Consider the following 26,234-nt stretch of genomic DNA (forward strand, 5'->3'; position numbering starts at 1 on the left):
TCGGAGCGGACTCCGGCCTCGCCCGGGTGCGGGCTCCGGCCCGGCGACGGGCGTGTCGGGGGCGTCGTCCGTAGGATGGGACGACCATGTCCCACCCCGGCAGCACCCCCGCCCCGCTCCCCGGCCCCGCGCCGGAGTCCGACGAGCTCACGCGCCTCATCGCCGACAACGAGACCGACGTCACCGACCGCCCCGGCGTGCGCGCGGCCCAGGCGGGCATCTCGCTCGGCGTGCTGCTGGCGGTCATCGTCCCCCTGATCGCGCTGCTCATCACCGCGGTCGTGACCACGATCGTCTCGACCGCCCCCATCTGGCTCTCGGGCTTCTTCTGGGGCTCCTTCCCCGCACTGTGACCGGCGTCCCGCCTACCCCGGTCGTGCCGTCGGTCGGGCCGCCCACCTCGGTCGTGCAGCGTGACGCGGTGACGGTGCGAGCGGATGCTCCCGCCACCGCCGACCTCGTCCGCGCCGGTTGGACCGCCGTCGCGTCCTCGTGGGCCGCCGAACTCCGGGTGCCCGTCGCCGACGAGGCGGCCGTCGTCGCCCGCCTCGAGCGCCTCGTGGCCCGAGTGTCGCCGCTCGCGCGCATCCGGGAACTCACCCCCGCCGATGCGGACGCCGCCCTCGCCCTCGACCGCGCCACCCTCGCCGACTACCCCGGAGGCCCGGCCACCCGCCACGACCCCCTCACCCCCACGACCGCCCGCCCCGCCGCCGGCCGCCGCGCCTGGGGCGCCTTCCCCACCGACGCCGCGACCGCCGCCGCCCCCTCGCTGCTCGCCATGACGTTCACCGTCGAGCCGGCCGCCGCCCGAGCATCCGTCTCACCCGTCGACCCTGAACCGGTCGACCCCGGCGTCGAGGCCGTCGAGACCGACTTCACGGTGGTAGCCCGCGGCTGGCGCGGCCGCGGTCTCGGCTCGGCGGTGAAGGCGGCCTCCGTGCTCGCCCTGCTCGCGGACGGCCACCGCCGTTTCCGCACCGGCGGCGCCACCGAGAACACGGCGAGCCTCGCCGCGGCCCACACCCTCGGCTACACCATCGACGAACGCTGGCTCACCCTCGAGCCGCCGGCCTGACGGAGGCTGCCTCCCGCGCCTCGAACCGCGTGGCGACCCGACGGGTGATTAGCAGGAGCGCGATGGCGACCGCGATCAGCAGCACCACCACCGGCACCGCCCGACGGCCGGAGAGGACGAGCAGCGACGCCTCCCAGCCGAGGCGCAGCACGAGTGGCGCGGCGAGCCCGGCGATCACGACGTCCCAGCGACGACCGCGCGCGACCAGGACGTAGGCGATGGTCGCGCCGAGGATTGCACCGGGCACCGCCTGGGTCGCGAGACCCGAGAGCACCTGCCAGATTGCGACCACCCCGACCGATGCCGCCTCGGGCGGTCCGGCAGAGGAGAGGACGATCTGCATCACGGCGAGCCCGGTGCCGACGCCGAAGCCGATGACCAGTCCGTCCAGCGGCCCGCGCAGCCGGTTCCGCACCACCAGCAGCGCCGAGATCGCCCCGATCAGCAGCACGATCTCCTCGGCGAAGGGCCTCGTCAGCTGCTCGTCCATCCGGAGGTCCAAGGCGACCTGGTTCAGCGCCGACGCACCGCCGGCACCGAATGACGCGCCCATCACGAGCGATAGGAGCACGGTCGCGACGCGGAGGCGTGACCGGGGCAGCAGCACGAGACCGGCCGCGCCCAGCGCCAGCGTGCTGAGGCCGAGGCTGATCCAGGTCGTCGACTCGGGATCCGGTAGTGCCAGGAGCGCCGGCGTCACCACCACGAGCCCGGCCACCGCGAGCAGGAGATACAGCCCGATCGACGCGCCCGCCCGCCGTCCGGTGCGCGGGTCGATGGTGCCCGTCAGCGTCTGAGTCACGTCCCCACCCGAGTCCGAGGCAGCGGCGGCTGCCGTCCCCACTGTGGCAGCGGCACACGCACGGAGGCAAGGGGCCGCGGTGGCGGTCGCGCGCACGGGGGCCGAGGGTCCGCGGTGGCGGCCGCAGGTGGGCTTGGGTGCGGCCGCGTGACGAACCAGCACGACGGATGTGGCGGAAATGTTTGCGTGACCACAACGGGGGGTGTCACAATGTTCACGCAAACAGGCTCTCCAACGAAGGATTTCCATGACATCGTCGTCACGCGCCCGCACGGCCGCCGTGGCGGGGTCGATCGCTCTGCTGCTCGGCGCCTCGGCGCTCGGCGGCGGGGCCGCGGCCTCCGCCTCGCCCTCAAGCCCAGGAGCCCCGGCAGCCGCAGCACCACAGGAAGCAGCCCCAACCCCCCTCACCATCACCCCCAACCCCGCCTACCAGAACCAGGCCTTCGAGGGCTGGGGCACCAGCCTCGTCTGGTTCGCCAACGCCACCGGCGACTACCCCGCCGACGTCCGCCAGGACCTCTTCGACAAGGTCTTCGGCGAAGACGGCCTGAACCTCAACATCGCCCGCTACAACATCGGCGGTGGCAACGCCTCCGACGTCCCTCCCTACCTCCGCCAGGGCGCAGCGGTCGACGGCTGGTGGAACCCCGACCTCGACGCGAGCGACGCCGACGGCCCGATCACCTCCGACTACGCCGACCGCGACCGCTACGCCGCAGCCTGGAACCCCGACGACCCGGCGTCCTACGACTTCACCGCCGACGAGACCCAGCGCTGGTGGGTCGAGCAGCTGAAGAGCCGCATCACCAAGTGGGAGGCCTTCAACAACTCCCCGCCCTACTTCATGACCGAGAGCGGCTTCGTCTCCGGCGGCTTCGACTCGAGCGCCGAGCAGCTGAAGCCCGAGGCGATCGGTGACTACGTGGCCTACCTGAAGACGGTGGTGCAGTCCGTGGAGGAGCAGGAGGGCATCCGCTTCGACACCGTCGACCCCTTCAACGAGCCCAACACGAACTACTGGGGCACGAACATCGACGAGTCGACCGGATGGCCCAAGCAAGGCGGTCAGGAGGGCGCCCACATCGGCCCCGAGGTTCAGGACCAGGTCATCAAGGCCCTCGCCGCCGAGCTCGCCGAGGACACCACGACCACCGACGCCGTGATCTCGGCCATGGACGAGACGAACCCCGGCCTGTTCGCCACCAACTGGAACACCTGGAGCGACGAGGCCAAGGCCGAGGTCGACCAGCTGAACGTGCACACCTACGGCACCGGCGGCCGCCCCTACGCCCGCGACATCGCCAAGGCGGCCGGCAAGCCGCTCTGGATGAGCGAGATCGAGGGCGACTGGGACGGCTCCGGCGTCAACAACCAGACCAACATCGCCAACGGCCTGGGTGTCGCCGCCCGCATCACCGACGACCTGCGCGAGCTCGAGCCGAGTGCCTGGGTGCTCTGGCAGCCGGTCGAGGACGCCTACAACATGGAGAAGGTCGAGAAGCTCAACTGGGGCAGCGTGCAGATCGACTTCGACTGCAACGCCGACGGCGACAGCGTGCGGCGCCTCGCCGACGGCGACGCCGACCCGAGCTGCAAGGTCGAGACGAACGCGAAGTACAACACGATCCGCAACTTCACGCACTACATCCGCCCCGGTGACCACATCATCCCCTCGACGGATGCGCAGACCACCACTGCCCTGAAGGCCGACGGCAGCGGGGTCACCCTGGTGCACGCGAACCCGTCGACCGGCGACCGCGCGGTCACGGTCGACCTGTCGGAGTTCGGCACCATCGCTCCCGGAGCCACCCTCACCCCGATCGTCACCACCGAGTCGCCCGCCGACGACGTGACGGCGAACGCCCTCGTCGAGGGCACGGCGGTGCCGGTTGACGCGACCGCGAAGACGGTCACGTCACGGTGCCCGCCCGCTCGGTGTCGACGTTCGTGGTCTCGGGCGTCAGCGGGGTGGCCGACACGGCGATCCCGCTCGAGGACGGTTCGGCCTACCAGATCGTCGGCACGCAGAGCGGGAAGGCACTGACGCCGAACGGTGCTGTGGCCACCGGCGAGGCGCCCGGTGCGGTGATCACCGCCACCACCGCCGAGAACGCGGCCGGCCAGCTCTGGACGGTCGACAAGCTCACCGACGGCGTCAGCAACTCCGAGCGCTACGTGCTCCGCGGCGCGAACGGCCAGGTGCTCGCGGCAACGTCCGACGGTGTCGTGCTGCGTGACCAGACGCCCGAGCAGGCGGCGGCCGACCGGTCGAGCCAGTGGATCCTCACCACCTCGACCGGCGCGAGCTGGTCCCTGGTCAACGCCCAGACCGCGACGGCGCTGGAGGTGCCCGGGCAGTCGACCGACGAGGGCGCCCCGGTGAACGTCTACCAGTCGAACAACGGCGCCAACCAGGCCTGGGGCTTCCGCGACACGGCGCTGCAGGGCTTCGAGCCGATCACGGTGAACACGGTCGCGGGGGTCGCCCCGGTGCTGCCCGCGACGGTCACCCCGATCTACGGCTCGGGCGCCGGCATCGCGGTGCCCGTCTCCTGGAACACCGAGGGCCTGGACTGGAGCACCCCCGGCACCGTCACGGTGACCGGTTCGGGAACGGACGCGTTCGGCACGGCGTTCGACAGCGCATCCGTCACCGTCGAGGTCGGCGGCTTCACGTCGACCGACCCGGTCTCGCTGACCACCTACGAGGGGGTCGAGCTGCAGAGCGTGATCGACGCGGCGCCGGCCACCGTGCCCGCGCGCATCGGGGCGAGCTCCACGAGCTACGATGCCGCCGTGACCTGGGACTTCTCCGGCGTCACCTCTGCCGATCTGATGTCGGCCGGCGTGGTGACGGTGCCGGGCGAAGCGGTCTCGAACGACCCGGGCGCGCCGGCGCTGCCCGCGACGCTCTCGGTGATCGTGACCGTGCCGGGCTCGTCGAACGTGGCCCCGGATGCGGCGACGACCGCCTCGGCCACCTTCACCGAGCCGGGTTACAGCGTCGACGCCACCCGCAACCGGGTGCTCGACGACAAGGGCTGGTCGAACTGGGTGAGCAGCTCGAAGCGTGAATCCGACACGCTGAGCTATGACCTCGGCTCGGTCAAGACGGTCGACAGCGTCACGCTGCGCTTCTGGAAGGACGGGACCTCCGAGACCTGGCCGACCTCGCTGACCGTCGAGTACCGCACTCCCGCGGGGGACTGGGTGGCGGCTCCGGATGCTCCGACCGCCGTCGTCTCGCCCGACGGAACCGCTCCCGTGGTCGACGTCGCCCTCGGCGGAGTGCAGGCCTCGGCGGTGCGGGCGACGCTCACGGCTAAACCGAACACGCACATGATCGTGTCGGAGGTGGAGATCTACGCCACCTCAGCCGGCGTCTCGACGGTGTCGCAGCTCGCGCGACTGGCGGTCGACGGCGTCGCGATCGAGGGCTTCGACCCGGCGACCACCGCGTACACGGTGCCGTCGTCGGGGTCGCGGATCCCGGTGCTGCAGGCGTTCGCCGTTGACACCGACGCCACGGTGGCCATCGACCCGGCGACGGATGCGAACGGCGCGGTCGCGACCGTGACCGTCACGGCACCCGACGGCGTGAGCGTCACGAGCTACACGGTGCGCTTCGACCGGGCGGTCGCGGTGTCGGCGGTGGTCTCGGGCACGCAGGTGGACGGGGCGTACCGCGTGGGCTCGCCGCTCTCGGTCGTCGTGACGACCGACCCGGCGGCTGCTGCCGCTGCCGCTTCGGTGCAGTGGATGCGCGACGGGGCTCCGATCGCGGGAGCCACGTCGCCCGGCTACACGCCGGTCGCGGACGATGCCGAGCACGCCGTCTCGGCGCGCGTGACCGCGGGCGCGGACGGGTACCGCGCGGGGACCACGGATTCGGCAGCCGTCGCCATCGCGGCGGCGGTCGTCCCGCCGGTCACGCCGGGCGACCCGGGCACGCCCGGCGACCCCGGCACCCCGGGCACTCCGGGTTCGCCTGGGACTCCCGGTGCTCCCGGTGACGGCTCGGGTGGCTCCGGCTCCGGTGGTGCGGGTTCGGGCGGCACGAGATCCGGCTCGGCCGGGAGCGGCGGCTCGGGCTCCGGCGGCCTCGCCTCGACCGGCGCGGAGCCGCTGCCGCTCGTGGCGGGAGGCCTCCTGGCGCTGCTCCTCGGCGGCCTGGCCCTCGGCCTCCGCCGCCACCGCCGCGCCTGACTCCGTCCACGCCGGCCCGCCCGGCCTGGACCGGCCCCGCCCACCCGGCCTGGACCGGTCCCGCTCATCCGGCCTGGACCGGTCCCACCAGTCGGCCTGGACCGGTCCCGCCCATCCGGCCTGAATCGGTCCTCACCCAGCCGGATGCGGCGCACCACCCCGGTGCGCCGCATCCGTCTCTCGGGCGATGGCTTCGGGCACGCGTCCGCGTCACCGAGCCCTCTGGAGCGGCGGCGCCGCCCAGGCGTGCGCGAAGCGCCCTGGTGTGCCGCATCCCACCTATTCGCGTCTTCCGCCCCGGAGTCCAGGTGGGCCGGGCCCTTCTCCCGCCGAACCGTCGCAAATCGCACTCTCAGCGCATCGAGAGGGCGGTTTGCGACGGGTCGATGGCCGCGTGGGGTCAGACGCATGGGGTCAGACGGGCCGGGTCAGGCGGGCGGGAGGCGGAGCTCGAGGCGGGCACCGCCGAGGGGCGAGGCCGCGGCGGTGGCCGTGCCTCCGTGCGCCGCCGCGATCGAGGCGACGATCGGCAGGCCGAGCCCCGATCCGCCGCTGTCGCGCGCGCGGGAGTCGTCGAGCCGCACGAAGCGCTCGAACACGCGGTCGCGCTCGGCGGGCGGGATGCCCGGTCCGTCGTCGTCCACGGTGAGCAGGGCGGCGCCGTCGAGGACGGTGCACGAGATCGCGATGCGCCCGCGGGCGTGCCGCGCCGCGTTGTCGCCCAGGTTGCGGAGGGCTCGCTCGAGCATCCGGGTGTCGCCGCGCACGCGTGTCGCCGAGACGCCGGCCGCGTCGATCGTGAGGTGGGGAGCGAGCGTGCGGAGCCTCCGCGCCTCGGCGAGGGCGAGGTCGTCGAGGTCGACGTCGCGCGCATCCGGAACCAGGCCCCGCTCGTCGGCCCGCGCCAGCAGCAGCAGGCCGTCGACGAGCTCGGCCATGCGGGCGGACTCCTCGGCGACCGTGCGGCCGAGGCGCTCGACCGGCAGGCGGTCGGGGTAGGCGAGCGCGACCTCGGCGTTCTGGCGCAGGGCGCTGATGGGGGAGCGCAGCTCGTGCGAGGCGTCGGACACGAAGCGGCGCTGCCGGCGCTGGCTCTCGTCGAGGCGCTCGAGCATGCGGTTCATGGTCTGGGCGAGGCGGTCGATCTCGTCGCCCGATCCGGGGGTGGCGATGCGGCGGCCGAGGTCGGCGGCGGTGACCTGCTCGGTGTCCAGACGGATGCGCTCGACCGGCCGCAGCGCCCTCCCCACGGCGAGCCAGGTCACGAGGGCCATGGCGGCGACGAGCAGCGGCACGGCGACGAGCAGCAGCACGACGGTCGTGCCGACGGCCTCGGCGCGCGGCCCGTCGTCGACGCCGGCGACGAGCAGTCCGTCGTCGACCTCCTTCGCCGCCACCACGAGCCGATCGTCGTCACCCGGCACGGTGACCACGCGGCCAGTGAGGTCGCCGGCATCGCCGTCGTCGTCGCCGCCGCCGGCCGTGACGAGCGGCGGCGCATCCTCGAGTTGGTCGGAGGCCCCCAGCACCACCCCGTCGCGCACCACCTGGGCGTACCCGTCGTGCTCGGTGAGTGCGCCGGGCCCGCCGGCGTCGACCGCGGCCTCGAACCGGTCGAGCTCGAGCTCGGCGGCGGTGGTCGCCTGGTCGAGCAGACTCTGCGACAGCACGAACGCGAACCCCGCCCCGCCGAGCCCCGCCGACACCGCCACCACGAGCGTCGTGATCACCGTGATGCGCGCCCGCACCGAGCGGAAGCGGCGGCCCTCACCCATCGTCGACCACCCGGTACCCCGACCCCCGCATCGTCTCGATCGACGCCCGCCCGAACGGCCGGTCGACCTTGTTGCGCAGGTGCCGCACGTACACCTCGACGATGTTCGGATCGCCCTCGAAGTCGAAGTCCCACACCGCCCCGAGCACCTCGCGCTTCGACACGACGGCACCCGCCCGCGACACGAGGAACTCGAGCACGCTGAACTCCCGCGTCGTCAGCTCGATCGGCACGTCGCCGCGGGTGACCCGCTTGGTCGCCGGGTCGAGCGCGAGATCGCCCACGGTCAGCACGGTCGGCCGCTCGGCGCCCCCGCGCCGGATCAGCGCCCGCAGCCGCGCCACCAGCACCTGGAACGAGAACGGCTTGGTGAGGTAGTCGTCGGCCCCGGTGTCGAGCGCCTCGACCTGGTCGAGGTCGCCGTCTTTCGCGGTGAGCATGATCACGGGCGTCCAGTCGCCGGCCTGCCGCAGCTCGGCGCAGATGCGGAACCCGCTCATGCCCGGCAGCATGAGGTCGAGCACGATGGCGGCGTAGTCGTTCTCGCGCGCGAGCCACAACCCGTCGGTGCCGTTCGTGGCGGTGTCGACGGCGAAGCCCTCGGCCTCGAGCCCGGTCTCGACGGCGCGCAGCAGGTTCAGCTCGTCGTCGATCACGAGGATGCGCATCCGGTCTCCCTCCGCTCCGTCAACGCTACAAGGGCGGGCCGACATCGCCGGCCCGCCCTGGGTCTCGCCCCTACTTCTCGGTGCGCACGACCCCGAACGAGGCGTCGAGGTCGATGTCGACCTCGGTGCCGTCATCCAGTCGCACCTCGACGTCGTAGGCGTGGTCGGCGTCGTCGCTCGTCTCGGCGTCGGTCACGGTGCCGCCGCCGGCCTCGGCGATCGCGGCGGCCGAGGCCTTCTCGAGCTCCTCGCCCTGCAGGTCGTCGGGGTCGACGGATGCGCTGCCCGCACCCGCGCCGGCACCCTCGTCATCGCCGCCATCCGCCGGGCCGCCCGTCCCGCCCGTGCCGCTCTCGCCGCTTTCGCCCGAGCCGCTGCCGCTGCTGCTCGACCCGGTGTCGCCCACCCGGTCATCCGCGCTGCTCGACACCACGCCGAACGCCCCGTCCAGCTCGACCTCGTAGTACCGCCCGTCGTCGCCCTTCAGCTCGAGCTCGTACCCGTCGTCGTCGCGCTCGGCCGAGGTCACCGACCCGCCGCCGATCTCCTCGGAGGCCACCGTCGCCGCGCGGTCGAGGTCGCCGCCGGTCAGCGCGTCGGACCCCTCGAACCCGTCGGTCGCGGCATACGCGATCCCGGTTCCGCCGAGCACGAGCACAGCCGCCAGGGCCGCTCCGCCGATGATCTTCGTCTTCTTCTGCATGGGGTTCTCCTTCGTGAAGCGAGTGGACACGCACTGCGTGCGAACACCCCCACACTGCCGACCCGGCGCTGAAGCCAGCCTGAAGCGCCCCACCGACCCCGGGGTTGCTCTCTGCCTGGCGGACAGGCGATCACTCGGCTTGAATAAGGGCGACGGGGGACATTCCAGGTGAGCAATTCCGAGGTACGCCCGTGGTGGCTCGTCGTGGCGAGGCCGCTGGGCTTCGTGCTTGCTCTGCTCGGGGCCCTCGGATTCGTCGCCACCGTCGGTCAGTTGGGTGCAGCGCCAGGCGCCGCGACGTTCCTCGGTCTCGTGGGTGGACCGCTGATCGTGCTGGCCGGGTACCACGTGGGCAGCAGCGGTGCGACGGGGCGCCCGCGCCCGCGCGCGCTCCGTCGGGTGCTGGTGTTCGTGGTGCTGCCGGTGGTGCTCGCGGGTTTTCTCGTGCTGCTGCTGACGGGGAGATAGAGCTGACTGTCGGGAGGCTCGCGGTCGCGCTCGTGCTGAAGAGCATCCGGAAGCACCATCCGTCGCTTCGACGGTTCGAACCGCGCTAGACCGCCGTAGAGGGTGTGGGGGCTCTCGATCGACTCTCGCGCCGCGCGCGCAGATCCTGACGAATGCAGCTGATCAGGAGCACCAGCGCGAGCACCCACAGGGCGAACTCGATGAACCCCGTGGCGGCTGGCGGCTCGAGATCGTGCGCGGAGGCCGATGCGAGGTCGCCGCTGGAGATCCGGAGCGCGAAGTCGCTGAGGGCGTGCAGCGCTATGGCCACCCACAACCGTCCTGTGGCGCGGAAGGCGCCGTAGAGTACAGCGCCCATCAGCGCCGTGCCGCCGATCTGGATCGCGATGAACGCGACGGGCAGCCCGGCCATGAGGCTGCCGAGCGCATGTCCCGCACCGAACAGGAGCGACGTCGCGACGAGGGTCAGTGTCTCTCCGTGATGAGAGCGGATGCTCGCCCGGAGGATCCCGCGGAAGTACAGTTCCTCGCCGACTCCGACGAGGACGTTGACGCCGAGGATCAGGAGGACGAGCGCCGGATCCCACGCGGCCCACGGAGTGATCGACAGCATGATGACGATCTGGACGAGCACCAGGACCGGGAAGGCGAGCATCCACCACCAACGGGGTCGGGTCTCCAGGCGGCGGGGTTCGCCAGAGCTGCCTACCTAACCCGCCACCCCCACGCTCACCCGAGCCCACGACACTGGAGGCAGTTCGAGCACGATGCTCGACCCGTCCACCTGCACCTCGAGACCCTTCAACGAGACCCGATCGGGGTGAGCGAGCGTGTTCGACGCCGTCGGATCGTCGTCGTGCAGCACGACCGCGTCGGCCGCCGTGATGGCGCCGAGGGCCGACGCGAGCTGAACGGACACCCGCAGTGGCGCATCCTGAGACCGGTTCACGAGGAAGACCGCCGCCCGACCGGCCGCCGCGTCGTAGCTCGCGACCGCGTCGACCACGGGCACGGTGCCGTAGCGGGCGGTGTCGTAGCCGGGCGCGTCGAGCGTCACGTCGACGGCGACGCCGCGTGCGTGAGCCGAGGTCTCGGCGAAGGGGAAGAACGTGGTCTGCCGCCAGGCCGGCCCGCCCGGCTCGGTCATGATCGGCGCGATCACGTTCACGAGCTGGGCGAGGGAGGCGCTGGTCACCCGGTCGGCGTGCTTCAGCAGCGAGATCATCAGGCTTCCGAAGACCACGGCGTCGGTGACGGTGTACTCGTCCTCGAGGAGCCGGGGGGCGACCGGCCAGTTGTCGACGCCGGTGATCTTGTCGACCGTCTCGAACTTCTCGTTGTACCAGATGTTCCACTCGTCGAAGGAGAGGTCGATGGCCCTGCTGCTGCCTCGCACCGCCTTGACGTGGTCGGCGGTGGCGACGACCGCGTCGATGAAGCGGTCCATGTCGACCCCCGACGCCAGGAAGCTCGCGCGGTCGCCCTTCTCCTCGTAATAGGCGTGGCAGGAGATGTAGTCGACGTCGTCGTAGCAGTGCGAGAGCACCACCCGCTCCCACTCGCCGAAGGTGGGCATCGAGGAGCTCGACGATCCGCAGACCACGAGCTGCAGGTCCGGGTCGAACGACCGCATCGCGCTCGCCGTCATGGCGGCCTTCTTGCCGTAGTCCTCGGCGGAGGAGTGGCCGAGCTGCCAGGGACCGTCCATCTCGTTGCCCAGGCACCACATGCGCACGTCGAACGGCTTCTCCCGTCCGTTCGCGCGGCGGGCGTCGGCGCGGGCCGTTCCGGAGGCGAGGTTGGTGTACTCGAGCAGTTCCAGCGCCTCCGCGGTGCCCCGGGTCCCGAGGTTCACGGCGAGCATCAGCTCACTGCCCACCGCCTCGAGCCAGTCCGAGAACTCGTGCAGGCCGACCTCGTTGGTCTCGGTGGAGTGCCAGGCGAGGTCGAGGCGGCGGGGCCGCTCGGCGACCGGTCCGACGCTGTCCTCCCAGCGGAAGCCGGAGACGAAGTTGCCGCCGGGGTAGCGGATGGTCGAGACGCCGAGCTCCTTGACGAGTTCGATCACGTCCTGGCGGAATCCGTTCCCGTCGGCGGTGGGGTGGGAGGGCTCGTGGATGCCGTCGTAGACGGCCCGGCCGAGGTGCTCGATGAACGAGCCGAAGAGCCGTCGGTCGATGGTCCCGATCGGCGAGCGCGGGTCGAGCGAGAGGCGGGCGTCGAGCATTGGAGGGTCCGATCTGATCAAGGGTCCGGTCAGGCGAGGGAGGTCTGGAGGGCGGTGGAGGTGGTGGCGTGCAGCTCGAAGCGGTCAGCGACGGCGTTGCGACGGCGCGCGAGGGTGCCGTCGGACTGCTCGACGAGGTCGAACAGGCCCATGGTGAGGAGGTGATCGGCGCGGGGCGCGTCGCTGTGCCGATAGGTCCACTCGTACATGTCGAACAACGGCCACCAGGTGTACCCGACGACGGCGAGGCCCTGCCGGCGCAGTCGTCCGATCTCGGCCAGCGACTCGTCCATCCAGCGGATGCGCTCTGCCGGCGTTCCGGTGACGCAGGTCTCGCTCAGCATCACGGGGGCGCCGTAGCGTGCGGCGTAGGCGAGCAGCACCTCGGCGAGGCCTTCGGTGCCGGCGTCGTGGTAGGGACGCGGGTCGGCGAATCCTCCGCCGTGATGCACCCCCGCCTCGAAGACCTCCGTGGAATGCCTCGGGTAGTAGTTCACCCCCATCACGTCGGGCTGCACCCGGTTCTCGCTGAACCACGACAGCGAGGCGTCCGACATCCCGCCCCGTGAGAGCTGGCGGAGCAGGGGGTGACGGACGTCGACGCGGCCGGTGACGAGATCCTCGACGAGGAAGGACTGCTCGCGCAGACGGGTCACCGTCTCGACGTGCTCGGCGGCGTCGACGGCGCCCGTGTAGCGCATGCCCGCGTCGACGTGCAGGAAGGTCGCCCGGTCGCCGAGCACCTCCGCGATCGCGCGCTGGGTGCCGACGAATCCTCGGGCGAGCGCCTCCGCGATGCGGGTGAAGCCGGCTTCTCCCGACAGGTACGGCGGCCAGTACGCGTACTCGCCGGAGAACAGGGCGTGGATCGTCGGCTCGTTGACGGGCGTGTAGTCGGTGGCGACGTGGCCGTAGCGTTCGGCGAAACGGGCTCCGTACTCCGTGACGTGCTGTGCGTAGTCAGGATGCGCGAACTGCTGTTCCAGCCAGAGGGGAGTGCCGTAGTGCAGCAGATCCACGAGCGGCCGCAGCTCCAGTTCGGCGAAGCGGTCCATCACGCGGTCGACCCACGACCAGTCCCACGCCCCGGCCTGCGGGGCGACGCGGTACCAGGGCACGCCCCACCGCACCATCTCGGCGCCCACCCCTTTGGCCAGACCGAGATCGGCGCGGTACTGCTGGTAGTGCTCGGTCAGTTCGTACTCGTCGATCGCCCGCTCTCCGGGGCGGGACTGCGGCACGAAGGTGTCCTCGATGCCCAGCGCGAAGTGCAGCCGGCCGTCGTCGAACCAGTTCATGGATGCTCGTTTCTTGTCGTGCGAGTGGGGGAGCCGGTCACTTCAGACCCGTGCTCGCGACGCTCTCGATGAAGCGTCACTGCACGAGCAGGAACATGACGGCGAGTGGCAGCACGGCGATGAGCGAGCCCGCCATCATCACTCCCTGGGGGATGATGCCGCCGGGGCCGGTGAGCAGCGTCAGTCCCGAGGTGATGGTCCCCATCTCGGAGTCGGTGGTGAACACCAGCGGCCAGAGCAGGTCGTTCCAGTTGTTCACGAAGGTGAAGATCGCGAGGGTCAGCAGGGCCGGCACGGCGTTCGGGAGCACGATGCTGCGGAAGATGCGCCACTCCGACGCCCCGTCGATCCGCGCCGCGTTGTCGAGGTCCCGCGGGAGCGAGACGAAGAACTGGCGCAGGAAGAAGATGCCGAACGCGTCGGCCGCCCGCGGCACGATCAACCCGAGGAAGGTGTTCACCCAGCCCAGATCGGAGACGAGCTGGTAGATCGGGATGAGCGTGGCCTGGAACGGGATCATCAGGCTGGCGATGATCACGACGAGCAGCACGCGGTTGCCCCGGAAGTCCAGCCGCGCCAGGGCGTAGGCGGCGAGGGAGTCGAACGCCAGCGCGAACACCGTCACACCACCGGCGAACACCACGCTGTTGCCGATCAGCCGGTGGAACGGCAGGTCGGAGAAGATCGTCGCGAAGTTGTCCAGCGTCCAGCTCGTGGGCAGCAGCGTCGGCGGGTACGCGTTCACCTCCGAGACCGGCTTGAAGGCGGTGAGCACGATGATGATCACCGGCAGCATGATGGCGATCGTCACCACGAGGAAGGCGGCGAAGAACGACCAGCGGATGACCCGCTCACGTCGCCGGGCCCGGACGCGCACCGCATCCCGCTCCACCGGCCGGACAGCCGACACGGCGGCGCTCACGAGGCCGACTCCGCGCGGCGACCGAAGAACAGGAACTGCACCAGGCTGAGCAGCAGTGTCGCGATGAGCAGCACGTAGGACAGGGCCGAGGCGAAGCCGAGTTCGAGGTCCTTGAAGCCCGAGCTGTAGATCTCCATCACGATGGTCTGGGTGCTGCGGTACGGGCCGCCGCCGGTGAGCACGTAGATCTGATCGAAGGCCTGCAGCGCCGCGATCAGGGCCACGATCCCCACGAAGGCCATGGTGTTGCCGAGCATCGGGAAGGTCACGTTCGTGAACCGCTTCCAGCCGTTGGCGCCGTCGAGCTGCGCGGCCTCGTAGAGGCTCGCCGGTATCTCCTGCAGGCCGGCCAGGAAGATGACCATGTAGAAGCCGAAGCTCTTCCACACGGCGACGAGTACGACTGTCGGCATGGCGAGCACCGGGTCCTGCAGCACGTTGCCGATCCGCACGCCCACGGCCTGGAGCCAGTAGTTGAGCAGACCGATCTGCGGGTCGAGGAGGTACGACCAGGCGAAGGCCGCAACCGCGAGCGACACGATGAAGGGCAGGAAGAGCGTGGTGCGGAAGAAGCCGCGGAACGGCAGACGCGGACTGTTGATCAGCAGCGCCAGTACGAGGGCCACCACGATCGCCACCGGCGTGAACAGCACGGCGTAGAGCGCGGTGTTGCCGATCGACCGAACGATGTCGGAGTCCGTGAAGACGCGCACGTAGTTGTCGAGTCCCACCCACTCCTCCTGGCCGAAGCCGCTCGCGTCGGTGAAGGAGAGCCGGAGCGCGGAGATCATCGGCCAGCCGACGAACACCCCGAGGATGACGAGGGCGGGAGCGAGGAAGCCGACGATCGTCAGCCGGCGCCGGAAGGTCGCGCCGACGGGGCCGCGCCCGCCGAGCTGGGCCGGCGGGCGGTAGCGCCGGCCGGGTCTCGACGTCGTTGTGGTCATGGTGCTCTGCTTTCTCGAGCCGATGGCGGCGCGCGCGGGGGTGCGGGAGGAGCCGCCGGGCACCCGCGCCGTGTGGGGGAGCGGGTGCCCGGCCGCGCGCTACTTGCTCAGCGCGCCGTCGATCTCGGACTGGGCCGCAGTCAGCAGCTCGGCGGGATCACCGCCGGCCACGGCCTTCTGCGTGGCCTCGTCGACCGCGGTCAGCACGTCGGTGCTCTGGACGACGCCGGGCAGCAGTGCCCGGCTATAGGGAGCGATCTCGGTGAGGGTGGCCACGATGGGGTTGGACGCCACATCGGCGGCGGTCACGTCGGTGCGCAGCGACGGCCATCCGGAGCCGAGCGACCACTCGGTCGCGGTCGCCTTGTCGTTGAAGTAGGCGAGGAACTTCTCGGCCGCCTTCTGCTCGGCCTCGTCGGCCTGCGCGGTCACGGCCATGGACACGCCGATGGCCGAGGCCACCTGCGCCTCGGGGCCAGCCGGGATGGGTGCGATGCCGTAGTCGATGCCGGCGTCCTTCGAGACGAAGGCCATCCAGGGCCCGCCGACGTGCATCGCGGCCTTTCCGGCGGTGAAGAGGTTGTCGGCTCCGATGCCGTCGACACCGGTGGGCGAGATCTTGTCGTCGTTGATGGCCGACGACCAGTACTCGAGGGTCTCGACGTTCTCGGGCGAGTCGATCGTGGCCTCCGTGCCGTCCTCGCTGGTGATGGAACCGCCGTTGCCCTCGAAGAGGCTGGCCCAGAGGCCGTTGCCCACCGTCCCGTGGTCGGGCAGCACCAGTCCGTACTGCTCGGGCGTGCCGTCGCCGTCCTGGTCGATGGTGGTCTTCTTGGCCGCGTCCACCCACTCGTCCCAGGTGGTCGGGAAGGTGGTCACCCCGGCGGCGTCGAGCAGGGCCTTGTTGTAGAAGACGCTGAGCGGCACGAACCCGGTGGGCACTCCGTACTTCACGCCGTCGACGGTCTCCATGGCCACGGCTTCGGGATTGAGTTCGGCCGTGTTGCTGGAGTCGGAGGCGTAGAAGTCGTCGAGGTCGACGAGCGCGTTCTTCGACGCGTACACCGGAAGGCGCTCGGCGGGCATGGCGACCAGCTGCGGGCCGCTGTCCGACGACAGCGCGGGCAGCAGGGTGTCGTCGATGACCGCCCAGGTCTTGGTCTCGGTGCTGATCTTCACGTCGTCCTGCGAGGCGTTGAAGTCGTCGACGATGGAGTCGAGCACGTCGCCGTCGGCCTCGGTGTACCCGTGCCAGAACGTGAGCTCGACCGGACCGGAGGCTGCGGTCTCGGAGCCGGAGGCCGAGCATCCGGAGAGCCCTGCGGTGGCGAGGGCGATCGCGGCTGCCGCGATCATCAGCTTCTTCACTGTGCACCTGCTATCTGCTCCGACGACTTTGTTGCGGAGCGGTGGTATCGGGATCCGATGAAATTTACATCGATGTAAAAATGACGGTAACCGATCGCGGTCGGGGCGTCAAGTGGCCTCCGGCTCGGGTTCAGCTCGAGGATGCGGCTGCGGCCGCGAGAGGCGCACTGGACCCGCGCACCACCAGCTCGTAGCCCACGGCCAGGTCGACCGGGACGTCGCGCTGACCGGGATGCTCGATCCGGCGCACCAGGGTGTCGACCGCCAGGCGCGCGATCTCCTCCCGCCCCGGCGAGACGGTGGTCAGGCTGGGCGTCGAGAAGCGCGAATCCTCGATGTCGTCGAAGCCGACCACGGCGACGTCCTCGGGCACCCGTCGGCCGAGCTGCTGCAGCCGGGCCATCGCCCCGAGCGCCAGTGCGTCGTTGAAGCAGACCAGCCCGTCGAACTCGACGCCGCGCTCGAGCAGTCGTTCGACCGCGGCCGCTCCGTCGGCTCGGTGCCAGAGCTGCACCGAGCAGACGAGGTCGCTCGCCACGTCGCGGCCGTGCTCTCGCAGCGACTCGGCGTAGCCGCGGAATCGCAGTGCGGCGGTGCCGACGGGATCGTGCGGGTCCGATCCGATCACGGCGATGCGGGAGCGGCCCGACTCGATCAAATGGTCGGTCGCCGCCTTGACCGCCGCGACGTTCGACATCGTGATGTGGTCGGCGGGGCTCACCGCGTCACGGTCGCCGAGCACCACGACCGGGAACTCGAGGTCGAGCCGGGACAGATCGCCCGACTCGGGCGCGAAGGGGCTGAAGATCACTCCGTCGATCGCATGCCGCCGCATGGCGCTCACCGTCGAGATCTCGTCGGGACCACCGGTCGTGGTCTGCTCGATCAGCACGGTGTAGTTGCGCTCCTTGGCGGCCCGGATGACCGCGTCGGCCAGTTCGGCGAAGTAGGCCTGGCTGAGCTCGGGCACGGCGAGGCCGAGCACCTGGGTGCGGCCGGTGCGCAGATTGCGTGCCGAGACGTTGATCTCGTAGTTCAGCTCGGTGACCGCGGCCATCACCCGCGCGCGCATCTTGGCTGAGACGTGCTCGTAGCCGGACAGCACGTTCGACACGGTCTTCACCGAGACCTTCGCGAGGGCGGCGACGTCCTGCATCGTCACCGAACCGTTCTGCGTGCTCATCGGCCTCCTCCCTGATCGCCTCCGCTGCCGTTGCAGCGCCGGGTACGTGCTGCCCCGAGCTCGGCCCTCCACGGACCGGCCACCTCAAAACTAGCCATAACCGCGCCACCGCGTGCTCGCCGACCCTCAGGCGGAGCAGCTGCGACGACGGCCGGTGCTTCGTCGATGACATCGACGCCCCGGACTGAGGCTGCCCGGCCGTGCCCGGCCCGGCTACGACCCCGGGACCCCCCGCGCCGCCCCCGTCGACTCCCGCACCACGAGCTCCGTCGGCACCGTCGTCACCCCGCCCGACGACGAATGCCCCCCGGCCGCGATCTGCTCGAACAGCCGCTCCATCGCCAGCCGCCCCACCGAGTGGAAGTCCTGCCGCACCGTCGTGAGCGGCGGCCAGAACGAGTGCGCCTCCTCCATGTCGTCGTACCCCACGACGCTCACGTCGTTCGGGATGTCGCGCCCGAGCTGGTGCAGCGCCCGCATCGCGCCGAGCGCCATCTGGTCGTTCGCGGCGAAGATCGCGGTCACGGTGGGGTCGGCAGCCAGCGCGAGAGTGATCTGGTACCCCGACTCGGTCGACCAGTCGCCGTGGTGCACCGACGGCGGTTCGATTCCGGATGCACGCAGCGTCGACCGCCACGAGTCCACCCGGTGCATCGCCGAGAAGGAGGTGGTCGGCCCCGCGATGTGATGCACCTGGCGGTGGCCGAGGTCGAGGAGGTGCTGGGTGGCGAGCCGCGCGCCCTCGAGCTGGTCGTTGTCGACCACCGCGTATCCGGAGCCCGCGTTGGAGTCGATGACCACCACCGGCAGGCCCGGCGGTAGGGCGATCTCGCCGCGGTCAATCAGGTGGGCCTCGAAGACGATGACCACACCGTCGACCGCCTGGTCGTTCAGCCGGCGGTAGGCGCCGGAGACCGCGCCGAGGGTCTGGTCGGCGAGCGGGATGAGCGTGACCGAGTAGTCGGCCTTGGCGGCCTCGGTGGCGATGGCGTCGAGGGTGCGCATGTTGCCGAAGGTCGCGAGCGTGAACATGATCACGCCGATGCTGTTGAAGCGGCCGCGCTTGAGGGCGCGGGCTGCCCCGTTCGGGCGGTAGCCGAGGGCCTGCATCGAGGCGAGCACCCGCTCGCGGGTCGACTCGTCGACGTTGGTGAGGCCGTTGGAGACGCGGGAGACGGTCTGCGAGGAGACGCCGGCGTGCTGGGCGACGTCGGCCATCGACGGCGGCCGGCGCTGGCCGGACTTCAGCGTGTCGGTCACGAATTCCCCTCAAGACAGGTGCCAAGCGCATCGATCCCCGTCGGCGCTTGCATGGTTACGTCAACATGTTATGCTCGTGCCGTTCATGTTGACGCAAACATGCGTCCAACCCGAGCAGAACGAGCGCAACTCCCCCATCGAAGGAAGTGGACGATGACGTCGGCGACAGCAGTCACACCCCGCCCTCTGCGGCGGGCCCGACGCGATTGGCGCGGGTGGGGTTTCGTCGCCCCGTTCATGATCGTGTTCCTCGCGGTGCTGGTCGCCCCGGTGGTCTACGCGATCGTGCTGTCGCTGTTCCGCCAGCAGCTCGTCGGCGGTTCCGGCTTCGTGGGTCTCGGCAACTACGTGCAGCTGTTCCAGGACGCCAAGTTCTGGGAGTCGCTCTTCCGCGTGACGCTCTTCCTCGTCATCCAGGTGCCGATCATGCTGGCCCTGTCGCTGTTCGTGGCGCTCGCCGTCGACAGCGCCCGGCTGCACGGGTCGAGCTTCTTCCGCATCGCGATCTTCCTGCCCTACGCCGTTCCCGGTGTCGTCGCCGCCCTGATCTGGGGCTTCATGTACGGCAACCAGTTCGGCCTCTCCGGCTCGATCAACGACCTCGTCGGCTTCGAGCTGCTGCAGCCGTTCAGCTCGCAGTGGGTGCTGGCCTCGATCGGCAACATCGTCACCTGGGAGTTCATGGGCTACAACATGCTCATCTTCTACGCGGCGCTGAAGGTCATCCCGGGTGAGCTGTACGAGGCGGCCGAGCTCGACGGCGCCGGCCAGTTCCGCATCATCTCGGGCATCAAGCTCCCCGCTCTCCGCGGCTCGATCGTCATCGCCACCGTGTTCTCGATCATCGGCAGCTTCCAGCTCTTCAACGAGCCGAACCTGCTGCAGAACCTCGCGCCGAACGTCATCTCGAGCTACTTCACGCCGAACATGTACGCCTACAACCTCTCGTTCGCCGGTCAGCAGTTCAACTACTCCGCCACCGTCGCGATCGTGATGGGCATCATCACCGCCGTCATCGCCTACATCGTGCAGCTGCGCGGTTCCCGTCAGGAGGTGCGCTGAGTTGAGCGCCGTCACCGAAACCGTCAAGAGATCCCGCCGCCCGAACTACGTGCGCCCGAGCAAGGCCCCGCGTCAGCGCAAGTCGATCGTGCTCACGATCGTCATGGCGATCGTCGTCATCTACTCGATCGTCCCTCTCCTCTGGCTCGTGCTGAACGCCACCAAGGACCAGGGCGACCTGTTCTCGAGCTTCGGCCTCTGGTTCGGCAGCGACTTCAACCTCTGGCAGAACATCGTCGAGACCGTCACCTACCGCGACGGCATCTTCGTGCAGTGGTTCGGCAACACGCTCCTGTATGTCGTCGTCGGCGCCGGCGGGGCGACCTTCCTCGCGACGGTGGCCGGCTACGGCCTGGCCAAGTACAACTTCCCCGGCCGGCGCGCGGTGTTCGCCGTGGTGCTGGGTGCCGTCGCCATCCCCGGCACGGCCCTGGCGGTGCCCACGTTCCTGATGTTCAGCCAGCTGGGCATCACCAACACGCCGTGGGCGGTCATCCTGCCCTCGCTGATCAGCCCGTTCGGTCTCTACCTGATCTGGAACTTCGCGGTCGACGCGGTGCCCACCGAGATCCTCGAGGCGGCACGGATGGACGGGGCGAGCGAGATCCGCACCTTCTTCACCATCTCGCTGCGGCTGCTCTCGCCCGGCATCGTGACGGTGCTGCTGTTCGCCATCGTCGCGACCTGGAACAACTACTTCCTCCCGCTGATCATGCTCTCCGAGCCCACCTGGTACCCGCTCACCGTGGGCCTCAGCCAGTGGAGCGCGCAGGCCAGCGGCGTCGCGGCCCAGCCGATCTACAACCTGGTGATCACCGGTGCGCTCCTCACCATCGTGCCGATCGTGATCGCCTTCCTGTTCCTCCAGCGCTTCTGGCAGTCGGGCCTGAGCGCCGGAAGCGTCAAGCAATGACGCACGATCACCCCTAGCACCCCTCCACAACGAAGAAGTTCGAAAGGAACCCCCGATGAAGATCACGTCCCGGAGGTCGACACTGCGCCGTGTCGCCCTCGCCACAGCAACCACCTTCGCCCTCGGGCTCTCGCTCGCGGCCTGCGCCTCCGGCGGCAGCTCCTCGAGCGGCGGCGGCTCGTCCGACGACATCGAGGCCGCGCTCGAGAAGGGCGGAACCCTGACCTACTGGAGCTGGACCCCCTCGGGCGAGGCCCAGGTCGCCGCGTTCGAGAAGGCCTACCCGAACGTCGACGTCAAGCTCGTCAACGCCGGCACCAACACCGACGAGTACACCAAGCTGCAGAACGCGATCACCGCGGGCTCCGGCGCCCCCGACGTGGCCCAGGTCGAGTACTACGCCATCCCGCAGTTCGCGCTCTCCGACTCCCTGGTCGACCTGAGCTCCTACGGCTTCGGCGACCTGGAAGACCAGTACAGCGGCGGCCCGTGGAGCTCGGTCTCCTTCGACGGCAAGATCTACGGCCTGCCCCAGGACTCGGGCCCCATGGCCATGTTCTACAACAAGACGGTCTTCGACCAGTACGGCATCGCCGTGCCGACGACCTACGACGAGTACGTCGCCGCGGCCGAGAAGCTGCACACGGCCGACCCGTCGAAGTACATCACCTCCGACACGGGAGACCCCGGCTTCGCCACCAGCATGATCTGGCAGGCCGGCGGCAAGCCGTTCACCGCCGAGGGCACCGACGTCTCGGTCGACCTGCAGGACGACGGCTCGAAGAAGTGGGCCGACACCTGGAACAAGCTCAACGAGGGCGGCCTGCTCTCCAGCACCCCGAGCTGGGGCGACGAGTGGTACAAGGGCCTCGGCGACGGCAGCATCGCGACGCTGCTGACCGGTGCGTGGATGCCCGGCGTGCTCGAGTCCTCGGTGGCCGACGCCTCCGGTGACTGGCGCGTGGCCCCCATGCCGACCTACGACGGCACCCCGGTGACCGCCGAGAACGGCGGCGGCGGCCAGGTCGTGCTGAAGCAGTCGAAGAACCAGGCCCTCGCGGCCGGCTTCCTGAAGTGGCTGAACTCCGACCCCGAGTCGATCAAGGTGTTCCTCGCCTCGGGTGGCTTCCCCGCCACCACGGCCGACCTCGAGTCGCCCGAGTTCCTCGCCCAGACCCCCGAGTACTTCGGCGGCCAGGCCATCAACGAGGTGCTCGTCGACGCGTCGAAGAACGTGCCCACCGGCTGGCACTACCTGCCCTACCAGGTGTACGCCAACAGCATCTTCGGTGACACCGTCGGCCAGGCCTACGAGAACAAGGGCGACCTGAACGAGGGCCTGTCGACCTGGCAGGACCAGCTGGTCGACTACGGCAACCAGCAGGGCTTCACCGTCAAGTAGTCCCTCGGAGCGCGGCGGTCGGCGACCCCGGCCGCCGCGCTCCTTCTGTTCCGAGAAAGCGCTCCACCAGACAGCGACCCAGAAAGGCTCCGGATGCTCTCCGCCCGACTCTCGATCGACCCGGGCACGTCGATCGGCGCCGTCCCCCGGCGGCTCTTCGGCACCTTCGTCGAGCACATGGGCCGAAGCGTCTACGAGGGCATCTACGAGCCCACCCACCCGGATGCGCGGCCGGACGGCTTCCGCGCCGACGTGCTCGCCCTCGTGCAGGAGCTCGGCGCCACCACCGTGCGCTACCCCGGCGGCAACTTCGTCTCGGGCTACCGCTGGGAGGACGGCGTCGGCCCGCGCGAGACCCGCCCGGTGCGGCTCGACGCCGCCTGGCACAGCGTCGAGACCAACCAGGTCGGCCTGCACGAGTTCGCCGACTGGGCCCGTGAGGCCCGCCTCGAGCTGATGTACGCCGTCAACCTCGGCACCCGCGGCATCGCCGAGGCCGCCGACGTGCTCGAGTACGCGAACCATCCGGCCGGCACCGCACTCGCCGAGCGCCGGCGCACGAACGGGGCCGAGGAGCCCTTCGGCATCCGCCTCTGGTGTCTCGGCAACGAGGTCGACGGCCCCTGGCAGATCGGCCACAAGACGGCCGACGAGTACGGCCGGCTCGCCGCCGAGACCGCCCGGCTGATGAAGTTTGTCGACCCCGGGGTCGAGCTCGTCGCGGCCGGATCCTCCAACGCCGAGATGCCGACCTTCGGCGAGTGGGAGCGCACCGTGCTGCGCCACACCGTCGGGCTCGTCGACCACCTCTCCTTGCACGCCTACTACGAGGAGTCCGACGGCGACGCCGCCAGCTTCCTCGCCTCGGGCACCGCCCTCGACCGCTACATCGAGCAGGTCGCCGCGATCATCGACGAGGCGGGCGCGGGGCCGGGATCCGAGCATCCGGTCGGCATCAGCGTCGACGAGTGGAACGTCTGGTACCAGCGGCGCTGGAACGAGATCGACAAGCCGGTGGTGATGAACGGCGACTGGCCCGAGCATCCGCGCCTGATCGAGGACGCGTACTCGGTGACGGATGCGGTGGTCGTCGGCTCCCTGCTCGTCTCGCTCCTGCGCCACAGCGACCGCGTGACCATGGCGAACCTGGCGCAGCTGGTGAACGTGATCGCGCCCATCCGCTCGGAGCCGGGCGGGCCCGCGTGGCGGCAGAGCACGTTCTTCCCGTTCCAGCGTGCGGCGGCACTCGCGTACGGGCGGGTCGTCGCGCCCGTGGTGGAGGTGCCGAGCATCCGCACCGCCGTGCACGGGGAGGCGCCGCTCGTCGACGCCGTCGCGACCGTGCGGGACGACGGCGGGATCGTGCTGTTCGTGACGAACCGCTCGCTCGATCAGGAGGTCGCGCTCGAGGTGGCCCTGGGCCACGTCGTGGGCGGCGCCGGGTCGACGGGCCGCGCATCCGCTCTGCAGCTGGTGAGCGCCGAGACGCTCTGCACGCCTCCCGGCGGCGATCGCCACACCGTCAACGACGCCGGCGCCCAGCCCGTCGGGATGACCGACCTTCGCGGGGTGAGCCTCGACGGCGCCCTGCTCACCGCCACCCTGCCGGCCCTGTCGTGGTCGGTCGTGGTGCTCGCGCCCTCGGGCGCCCCGATCTCTGAGGAGAAGCTCGATGTCTGAGTCCACCCCCGCCTCGCGCTTCGCCATCGGCGCCGAGCAGTTCGAGCTCGACGGGGAGCCGGTGCGCATCCTCTCGGGAGCGCTGCACTACTTCCGGGTGCACCCCGATCTGTGGCGCGACCGCATCCGCAAGGCGCGCGAGATGGGCCTGAACACGATCGAGACCTACGTCGCCTGGAACGCCCACGCGCCGCACGAGGACGAGTTCGACCTGAGCGGCGGGCTCGACCTCGGCCGCTTCCTCGACGACGTCGCCGCCGAGGGGATGCACGCGATCGTGCGCCCCGGGCCCTACATCTGCGCCGAGTGGGACAACGGCGGCCTGCCGTCCTGGCTGTTCACGAGCGGCACGGTCGGCGTGCGCCGGGACGAGTCGCAGTACCTCGCCGCCGTTCAGCGCTACCTCGAGCAGCTGGCGCCCGTGCTCGTGCCCCGGCAGATCGACAACGGCGGGCCGATCATCCTGGTGCAGATCGAGAACGAGTACGGCGCGTACGGTTCCGACCCGGTGTACCTCGAGAAGCTCGTCGCCATGAACCGCGGCATCGGCCTGACCGTGCCCTTCACCACGGTCGACCAGCCCACCGACGAGATGCTCGCGAACGGCAGCCTGCCGAGCCTGCACAAGACCGGCTCGTTCGGCTCGCGCTCGGCCGAGCGCCTCGCCACCCTGCGCGAGCACCAGCCCACCGGGCCGCTGATGTGCTCGGAGTTCTGGGACGGCTGGTTCGACTTCTGGGGCGCCCACCACCACACGACCTCCACCGCGCAGTCGGCCGCCGACCTCGACGAGCTGCTGGCGCTCGGCGCCTCGGTGAACATCTACATGTTCCACGGCGGCACCAACTTCGGCTTCACCAACGGCGCCAACGACAAGGGCGTCTACCAGCCGATCGTCACGAGCTACGACTACGACGCCCCGCTCGACGAGGCGGGGTTCCCGACGGCCAAGTACTGGGCGTTCCGGGAGGTGCTGGCGAAGTACAACGCGGCGATTCCGGATGCTCGGCCCTCCGTGGCGCCGTCGGCCCCCGCGTTCCGGGTGCCGCTCACCGCGGCGCTGCCGCTCGATGCCGTGACGAATCTGCTGGGGGAGTGGGTGGCGTCGGATGCGCTGCCGACCATGGACGCGCTCGGGCTGTTCCGCGGGTTCGCGCTGTATCGGACGGAGATCGACACGACGGTGTCCGCGGCCTCGGCCTCTGCCTCGGCGTCGGCGGTGCCCGTGCCTGCGCTTCCGTCTGTGCTCGAGCTCGGCGAGGTGCGTGACCGTGCCATCGTGCGCCTGAACGGCGTCACCCTCGGCGTGCTCGCCCGCGACCACCACGACCACCGCATCGCGCTGCCGGCCGGCGCGCGCGGAACCCTCGACATCCTCGTGGAGGACCAGGGCCGCGTCGACTACGGCCCCCGCATCGGCGAGCCCAAGGGCCTGATCGGCCCGGCCTGCCTGAACGGCGAGCCGCTGCACCGCTGGACGGTGCTGCCCCTCGCCCTCGACGACCTCGCGGCGGTGGCGGACGCGCTCGCGGCGACCACCGCTTCCGTCGCCTCGCCGGTCGCCCATGCTCTCACCGGGCCTCTCGCGGGCCCCGCCTTCGGCTACGCGACGTTCGACGTCGACCCCGGCGCAGACCTGTACCTCGACACCCGCGACTGGGGCAAGGGAGCGGTCTGGGTGAACGGCTTCAACCTCGGCCGCTACTGGTCGCGCGGGCCGCAGCACACGCTGATCGTGCCGGCACCCGTGCTCCGGCCGACGGGCAACACGCTCGTCGTGCTCGAGCTGCACGCGGCGGCCCCCACCGCGACCTTCGTGGCGGCGCCCGATCTCGGCCACACCGACTTCTGACTCAGTAGTTCCGGGTTCAGTAGTTCTGATTCACTACTGATTTCTGATCTGGCGCTGTACGAAGCCTGAACGCATCCGCTACGGTTCTGCCATGGGTGGTCGCATGGTGTCGGCCGCCGCTGCGCTCGCGGCGGCGGCCCTCGCCCCCCTCCTTCTGCTGAGCGGATGCGCGGCCGCCGCCCCCCGCCACCTCCACCTCCGCCGCTGATCCGACGGCAGCGGCCGGCTCCTTCACCCCTGCCACCGATCCGCGGCCCTGGCCAGACGGCGCCTCGGCCTCCACGCCCCCGTGCCAAGCCGCGTCCCCGGCCATCGTCGCCGCGGTGAACGCCACTATCGACAATCCGCTCCCGGGCGGTCCCGACGCCGTCTCCTCGCTCACGGCTTCGCCCGATCCCGACAACGCGGTCTGGTTCTT

General features: G+C 70.6%; 22 protein-coding genes. 10 read left to right on the top strand and 12 right to left on the bottom strand.

Annotation, left to right across the window (positions count from 1 at the left end):
* Nucleotides 1-86: 86 nt before the first annotated feature.
* Together HQQ85_RS09625 and HQQ85_RS09630 are read left to right on the top strand one after the other, a co-directional pair.
* Complete coding sequence (locus HQQ85_RS09625; RefSeq protein ID WP_173182288.1) at nt 87-353, top strand: hypothetical protein; 267 nt, start codon at nt 87-89, stop codon at nt 351-353.
* On the top strand, nt 350-1,078 hold the full coding sequence (locus tag HQQ85_RS09630; protein ID WP_216851603.1) for an acetyltransferase: 729 nt from the start codon (nt 350-352) through the stop codon (nt 1,076-1,078). Before HQQ85_RS09625 ends, HQQ85_RS09630 begins: the two co-directional genes overlap by 4 nt.
* Here the strand turns inward: HQQ85_RS09630 and HQQ85_RS21635 are convergent.
* Nucleotides 1,056-1,880, bottom strand: a complete 825-nt coding sequence (locus HQQ85_RS21635; protein ID WP_173182289.1) for a PrsW family glutamic-type intramembrane protease — start codon at nt 1,878-1,880, stop codon at nt 1,056-1,058. The two genes, HQQ85_RS09630 and HQQ85_RS21635, sit on opposite strands and share 23 nt — an antisense overlap.
* 247 nt (nt 1,881-2,127) lie before the next feature.
* On the opposite strand from HQQ85_RS21635, the gene HQQ85_RS21030 reads away from it, so the two are divergent.
* Together HQQ85_RS21030 and HQQ85_RS20780 are read left to right on the top strand one after the other, a co-directional pair.
* Nucleotides 2,128-3,927: a glycoside hydrolase gene (locus tag HQQ85_RS21030; protein ID WP_254069305.1), complete on the top strand. Its 1,800-nt coding sequence runs from the start codon at nt 2,128-2,130 to the stop codon at nt 3,925-3,927.
* A 182-nt stretch (nt 3,928-4,109) separates the two neighbouring features.
* A complete protein-coding gene (locus HQQ85_RS20780; RefSeq protein WP_371741886.1) occupies nt 4,110-6,089 on the top strand; it encodes an Ig-like domain-containing protein in 1,980 nt (659 codons plus the stop codon).
* Nucleotides 6,090-6,517: 428 nt separating this feature from the next.
* Here the strand turns inward: HQQ85_RS20780 and HQQ85_RS09650 are convergent, their stop codons facing one another.
* The 3 genes from HQQ85_RS09650 to HQQ85_RS09660 all read right to left on the bottom strand — a co-directional run bounded on the left by HQQ85_RS09650 (nt 6,518) and on the right by HQQ85_RS09660 (nt 9,234).
* Nucleotides 6,518-7,864, bottom strand: a complete 1,347-nt coding sequence (locus tag HQQ85_RS09650; protein ID WP_173182290.1) for an ATP-binding protein — start codon at nt 7,862-7,864, stop codon at nt 6,518-6,520.
* Nucleotides 7,857-8,531 (bottom strand): response regulator transcription factor, encoded by a 675-nt coding sequence (locus HQQ85_RS09655; RefSeq protein ID WP_173182291.1) that lies wholly within the window; start codon nt 8,529-8,531, stop codon nt 7,857-7,859. The genes HQQ85_RS09650 and HQQ85_RS09655 overlap by 8 nt, the downstream gene beginning before the upstream one ends.
* A gap of 70 nt (nt 8,532-8,601) precedes the next feature.
* Nucleotides 8,602-9,234 carry a PepSY domain-containing protein gene (locus tag HQQ85_RS09660; RefSeq protein ID WP_173182292.1) on the bottom strand — a complete coding sequence of 211 codons (633 nt, stop codon included), beginning with the start codon at nt 9,232-9,234 and terminating at the stop codon, nt 8,602-8,604.
* Nucleotides 9,235-9,402: 168 nt separating this feature from the next.
* Here HQQ85_RS09660 and HQQ85_RS09665 point away from each other — a divergent pair, with 168 nt between their 5' ends.
* Nucleotides 9,403-9,702: a hypothetical protein gene (locus HQQ85_RS09665; RefSeq protein WP_173182293.1), complete on the top strand. Its 300-nt coding sequence runs from the start codon at nt 9,403-9,405 to the stop codon at nt 9,700-9,702.
* A gap of 85 nt (nt 9,703-9,787) precedes the next feature.
* Here HQQ85_RS09665 and HQQ85_RS09670 read toward each other — a convergent pair whose 3' ends face one another.
* From HQQ85_RS09670 to HQQ85_RS09705, 8 genes are all read right to left on the bottom strand, one after another.
* Nucleotides 9,788-10,357, bottom strand: a complete 570-nt coding sequence (locus tag HQQ85_RS09670) for a CPBP family intramembrane glutamic endopeptidase (RefSeq protein WP_173182294.1) — start codon at nt 10,355-10,357, stop codon at nt 9,788-9,790.
* A gap of 54 nt (nt 10,358-10,411) precedes the next feature.
* Nucleotides 10,412-11,929 carry an alpha-N-arabinofuranosidase gene (locus HQQ85_RS09675; RefSeq protein WP_173182295.1) on the bottom strand — a complete coding sequence of 506 codons (1,518 nt, stop codon included), beginning with the start codon at nt 11,927-11,929 and terminating at the stop codon, nt 10,412-10,414.
* A gap of 29 nt (nt 11,930-11,958) precedes the next feature.
* Nucleotides 11,959-13,227, bottom strand: coding sequence for a family 1 glycosylhydrolase (locus tag HQQ85_RS09680; protein WP_173182296.1), 1,269 nt, complete (start codon nt 13,225-13,227; stop codon nt 11,959-11,961).
* A 76-nt stretch (nt 13,228-13,303) separates the two neighbouring features.
* Nucleotides 13,304-14,149, bottom strand: a complete 846-nt coding sequence (locus HQQ85_RS09685; RefSeq protein WP_371741835.1) for a carbohydrate ABC transporter permease — start codon at nt 14,147-14,149, stop codon at nt 13,304-13,306.
* Nucleotides 14,146-15,096, bottom strand: coding sequence for a carbohydrate ABC transporter permease (locus tag HQQ85_RS09690; RefSeq protein ID WP_173182297.1), 951 nt, complete (start codon nt 15,094-15,096; stop codon nt 14,146-14,148). Before HQQ85_RS09690 ends, HQQ85_RS09685 begins: the two co-directional genes overlap by 4 nt.
* Nucleotides 15,097-15,195: 99 nt before the next feature.
* A complete protein-coding gene (locus HQQ85_RS09695) occupies nt 15,196-16,464 on the bottom strand; it encodes an ABC transporter substrate-binding protein (RefSeq protein WP_173182298.1) in 1,269 nt (422 codons plus the stop codon).
* Between the two features lie 130 nt (nt 16,465-16,594).
* Nucleotides 16,595-17,647 (bottom strand): LacI family DNA-binding transcriptional regulator, encoded by a 1,053-nt coding sequence (locus tag HQQ85_RS09700; protein WP_254069306.1) that lies wholly within the window; start codon nt 17,645-17,647, stop codon nt 16,595-16,597.
* Between the two features lie 213 nt (nt 17,648-17,860).
* Entirely contained in the window at nt 17,861-18,865 is a 1,005-nt protein-coding gene (locus tag HQQ85_RS09705; RefSeq protein ID WP_173182905.1) for a LacI family DNA-binding transcriptional regulator, read from the bottom strand.
* Between the two features lie 195 nt (nt 18,866-19,060).
* On the opposite strand from HQQ85_RS09705, the gene HQQ85_RS09710 reads away from it, so the two are divergent.
* The 5 genes from HQQ85_RS09710 (at nt 19,061) to HQQ85_RS09730 (ending at nt 25,816) form a co-directional block, all read left to right on the top strand.
* Nucleotides 19,061-19,969 (top strand): carbohydrate ABC transporter permease, encoded by a 909-nt coding sequence (locus HQQ85_RS09710; RefSeq protein WP_173182299.1) that lies wholly within the window; start codon nt 19,061-19,063, stop codon nt 19,967-19,969.
* Nucleotides 19,970-20,072: 103 nt separating this feature from the next.
* Nucleotides 20,073-20,882: a carbohydrate ABC transporter permease gene (locus HQQ85_RS09715; protein ID WP_173182906.1), complete on the top strand. Its 810-nt coding sequence runs from the start codon at nt 20,073-20,075 to the stop codon at nt 20,880-20,882.
* Nucleotides 20,883-20,937: 55 nt separating this feature from the next.
* Nucleotides 20,938-22,284, top strand: a complete 1,347-nt coding sequence (locus HQQ85_RS09720; protein ID WP_173182300.1) for a sugar ABC transporter substrate-binding protein — start codon at nt 20,938-20,940, stop codon at nt 22,282-22,284.
* A gap of 93 nt (nt 22,285-22,377) precedes the next feature.
* Nucleotides 22,378-23,964: an alpha-N-arabinofuranosidase gene (locus HQQ85_RS09725; RefSeq protein WP_173182301.1), complete on the top strand. Its 1,587-nt coding sequence runs from the start codon at nt 22,378-22,380 to the stop codon at nt 23,962-23,964.
* Nucleotides 23,957-25,816, top strand: coding sequence for a glycoside hydrolase family 35 protein (locus HQQ85_RS09730; RefSeq protein ID WP_173182302.1), 1,860 nt, complete (start codon nt 23,957-23,959; stop codon nt 25,814-25,816). The genes HQQ85_RS09725 and HQQ85_RS09730 overlap by 8 nt, the downstream gene beginning before the upstream one ends.
* Nucleotides 25,817-26,234: the final 418 nt, after the last annotated feature.

This window comes from Herbiconiux sp. VKM Ac-2851 (genome assembly GCF_013205105.1).
Classification (GTDB): domain Bacteria; phylum Actinomycetota; class Actinomycetes; order Actinomycetales; family Microbacteriaceae; genus Herbiconiux; species Herbiconiux flava.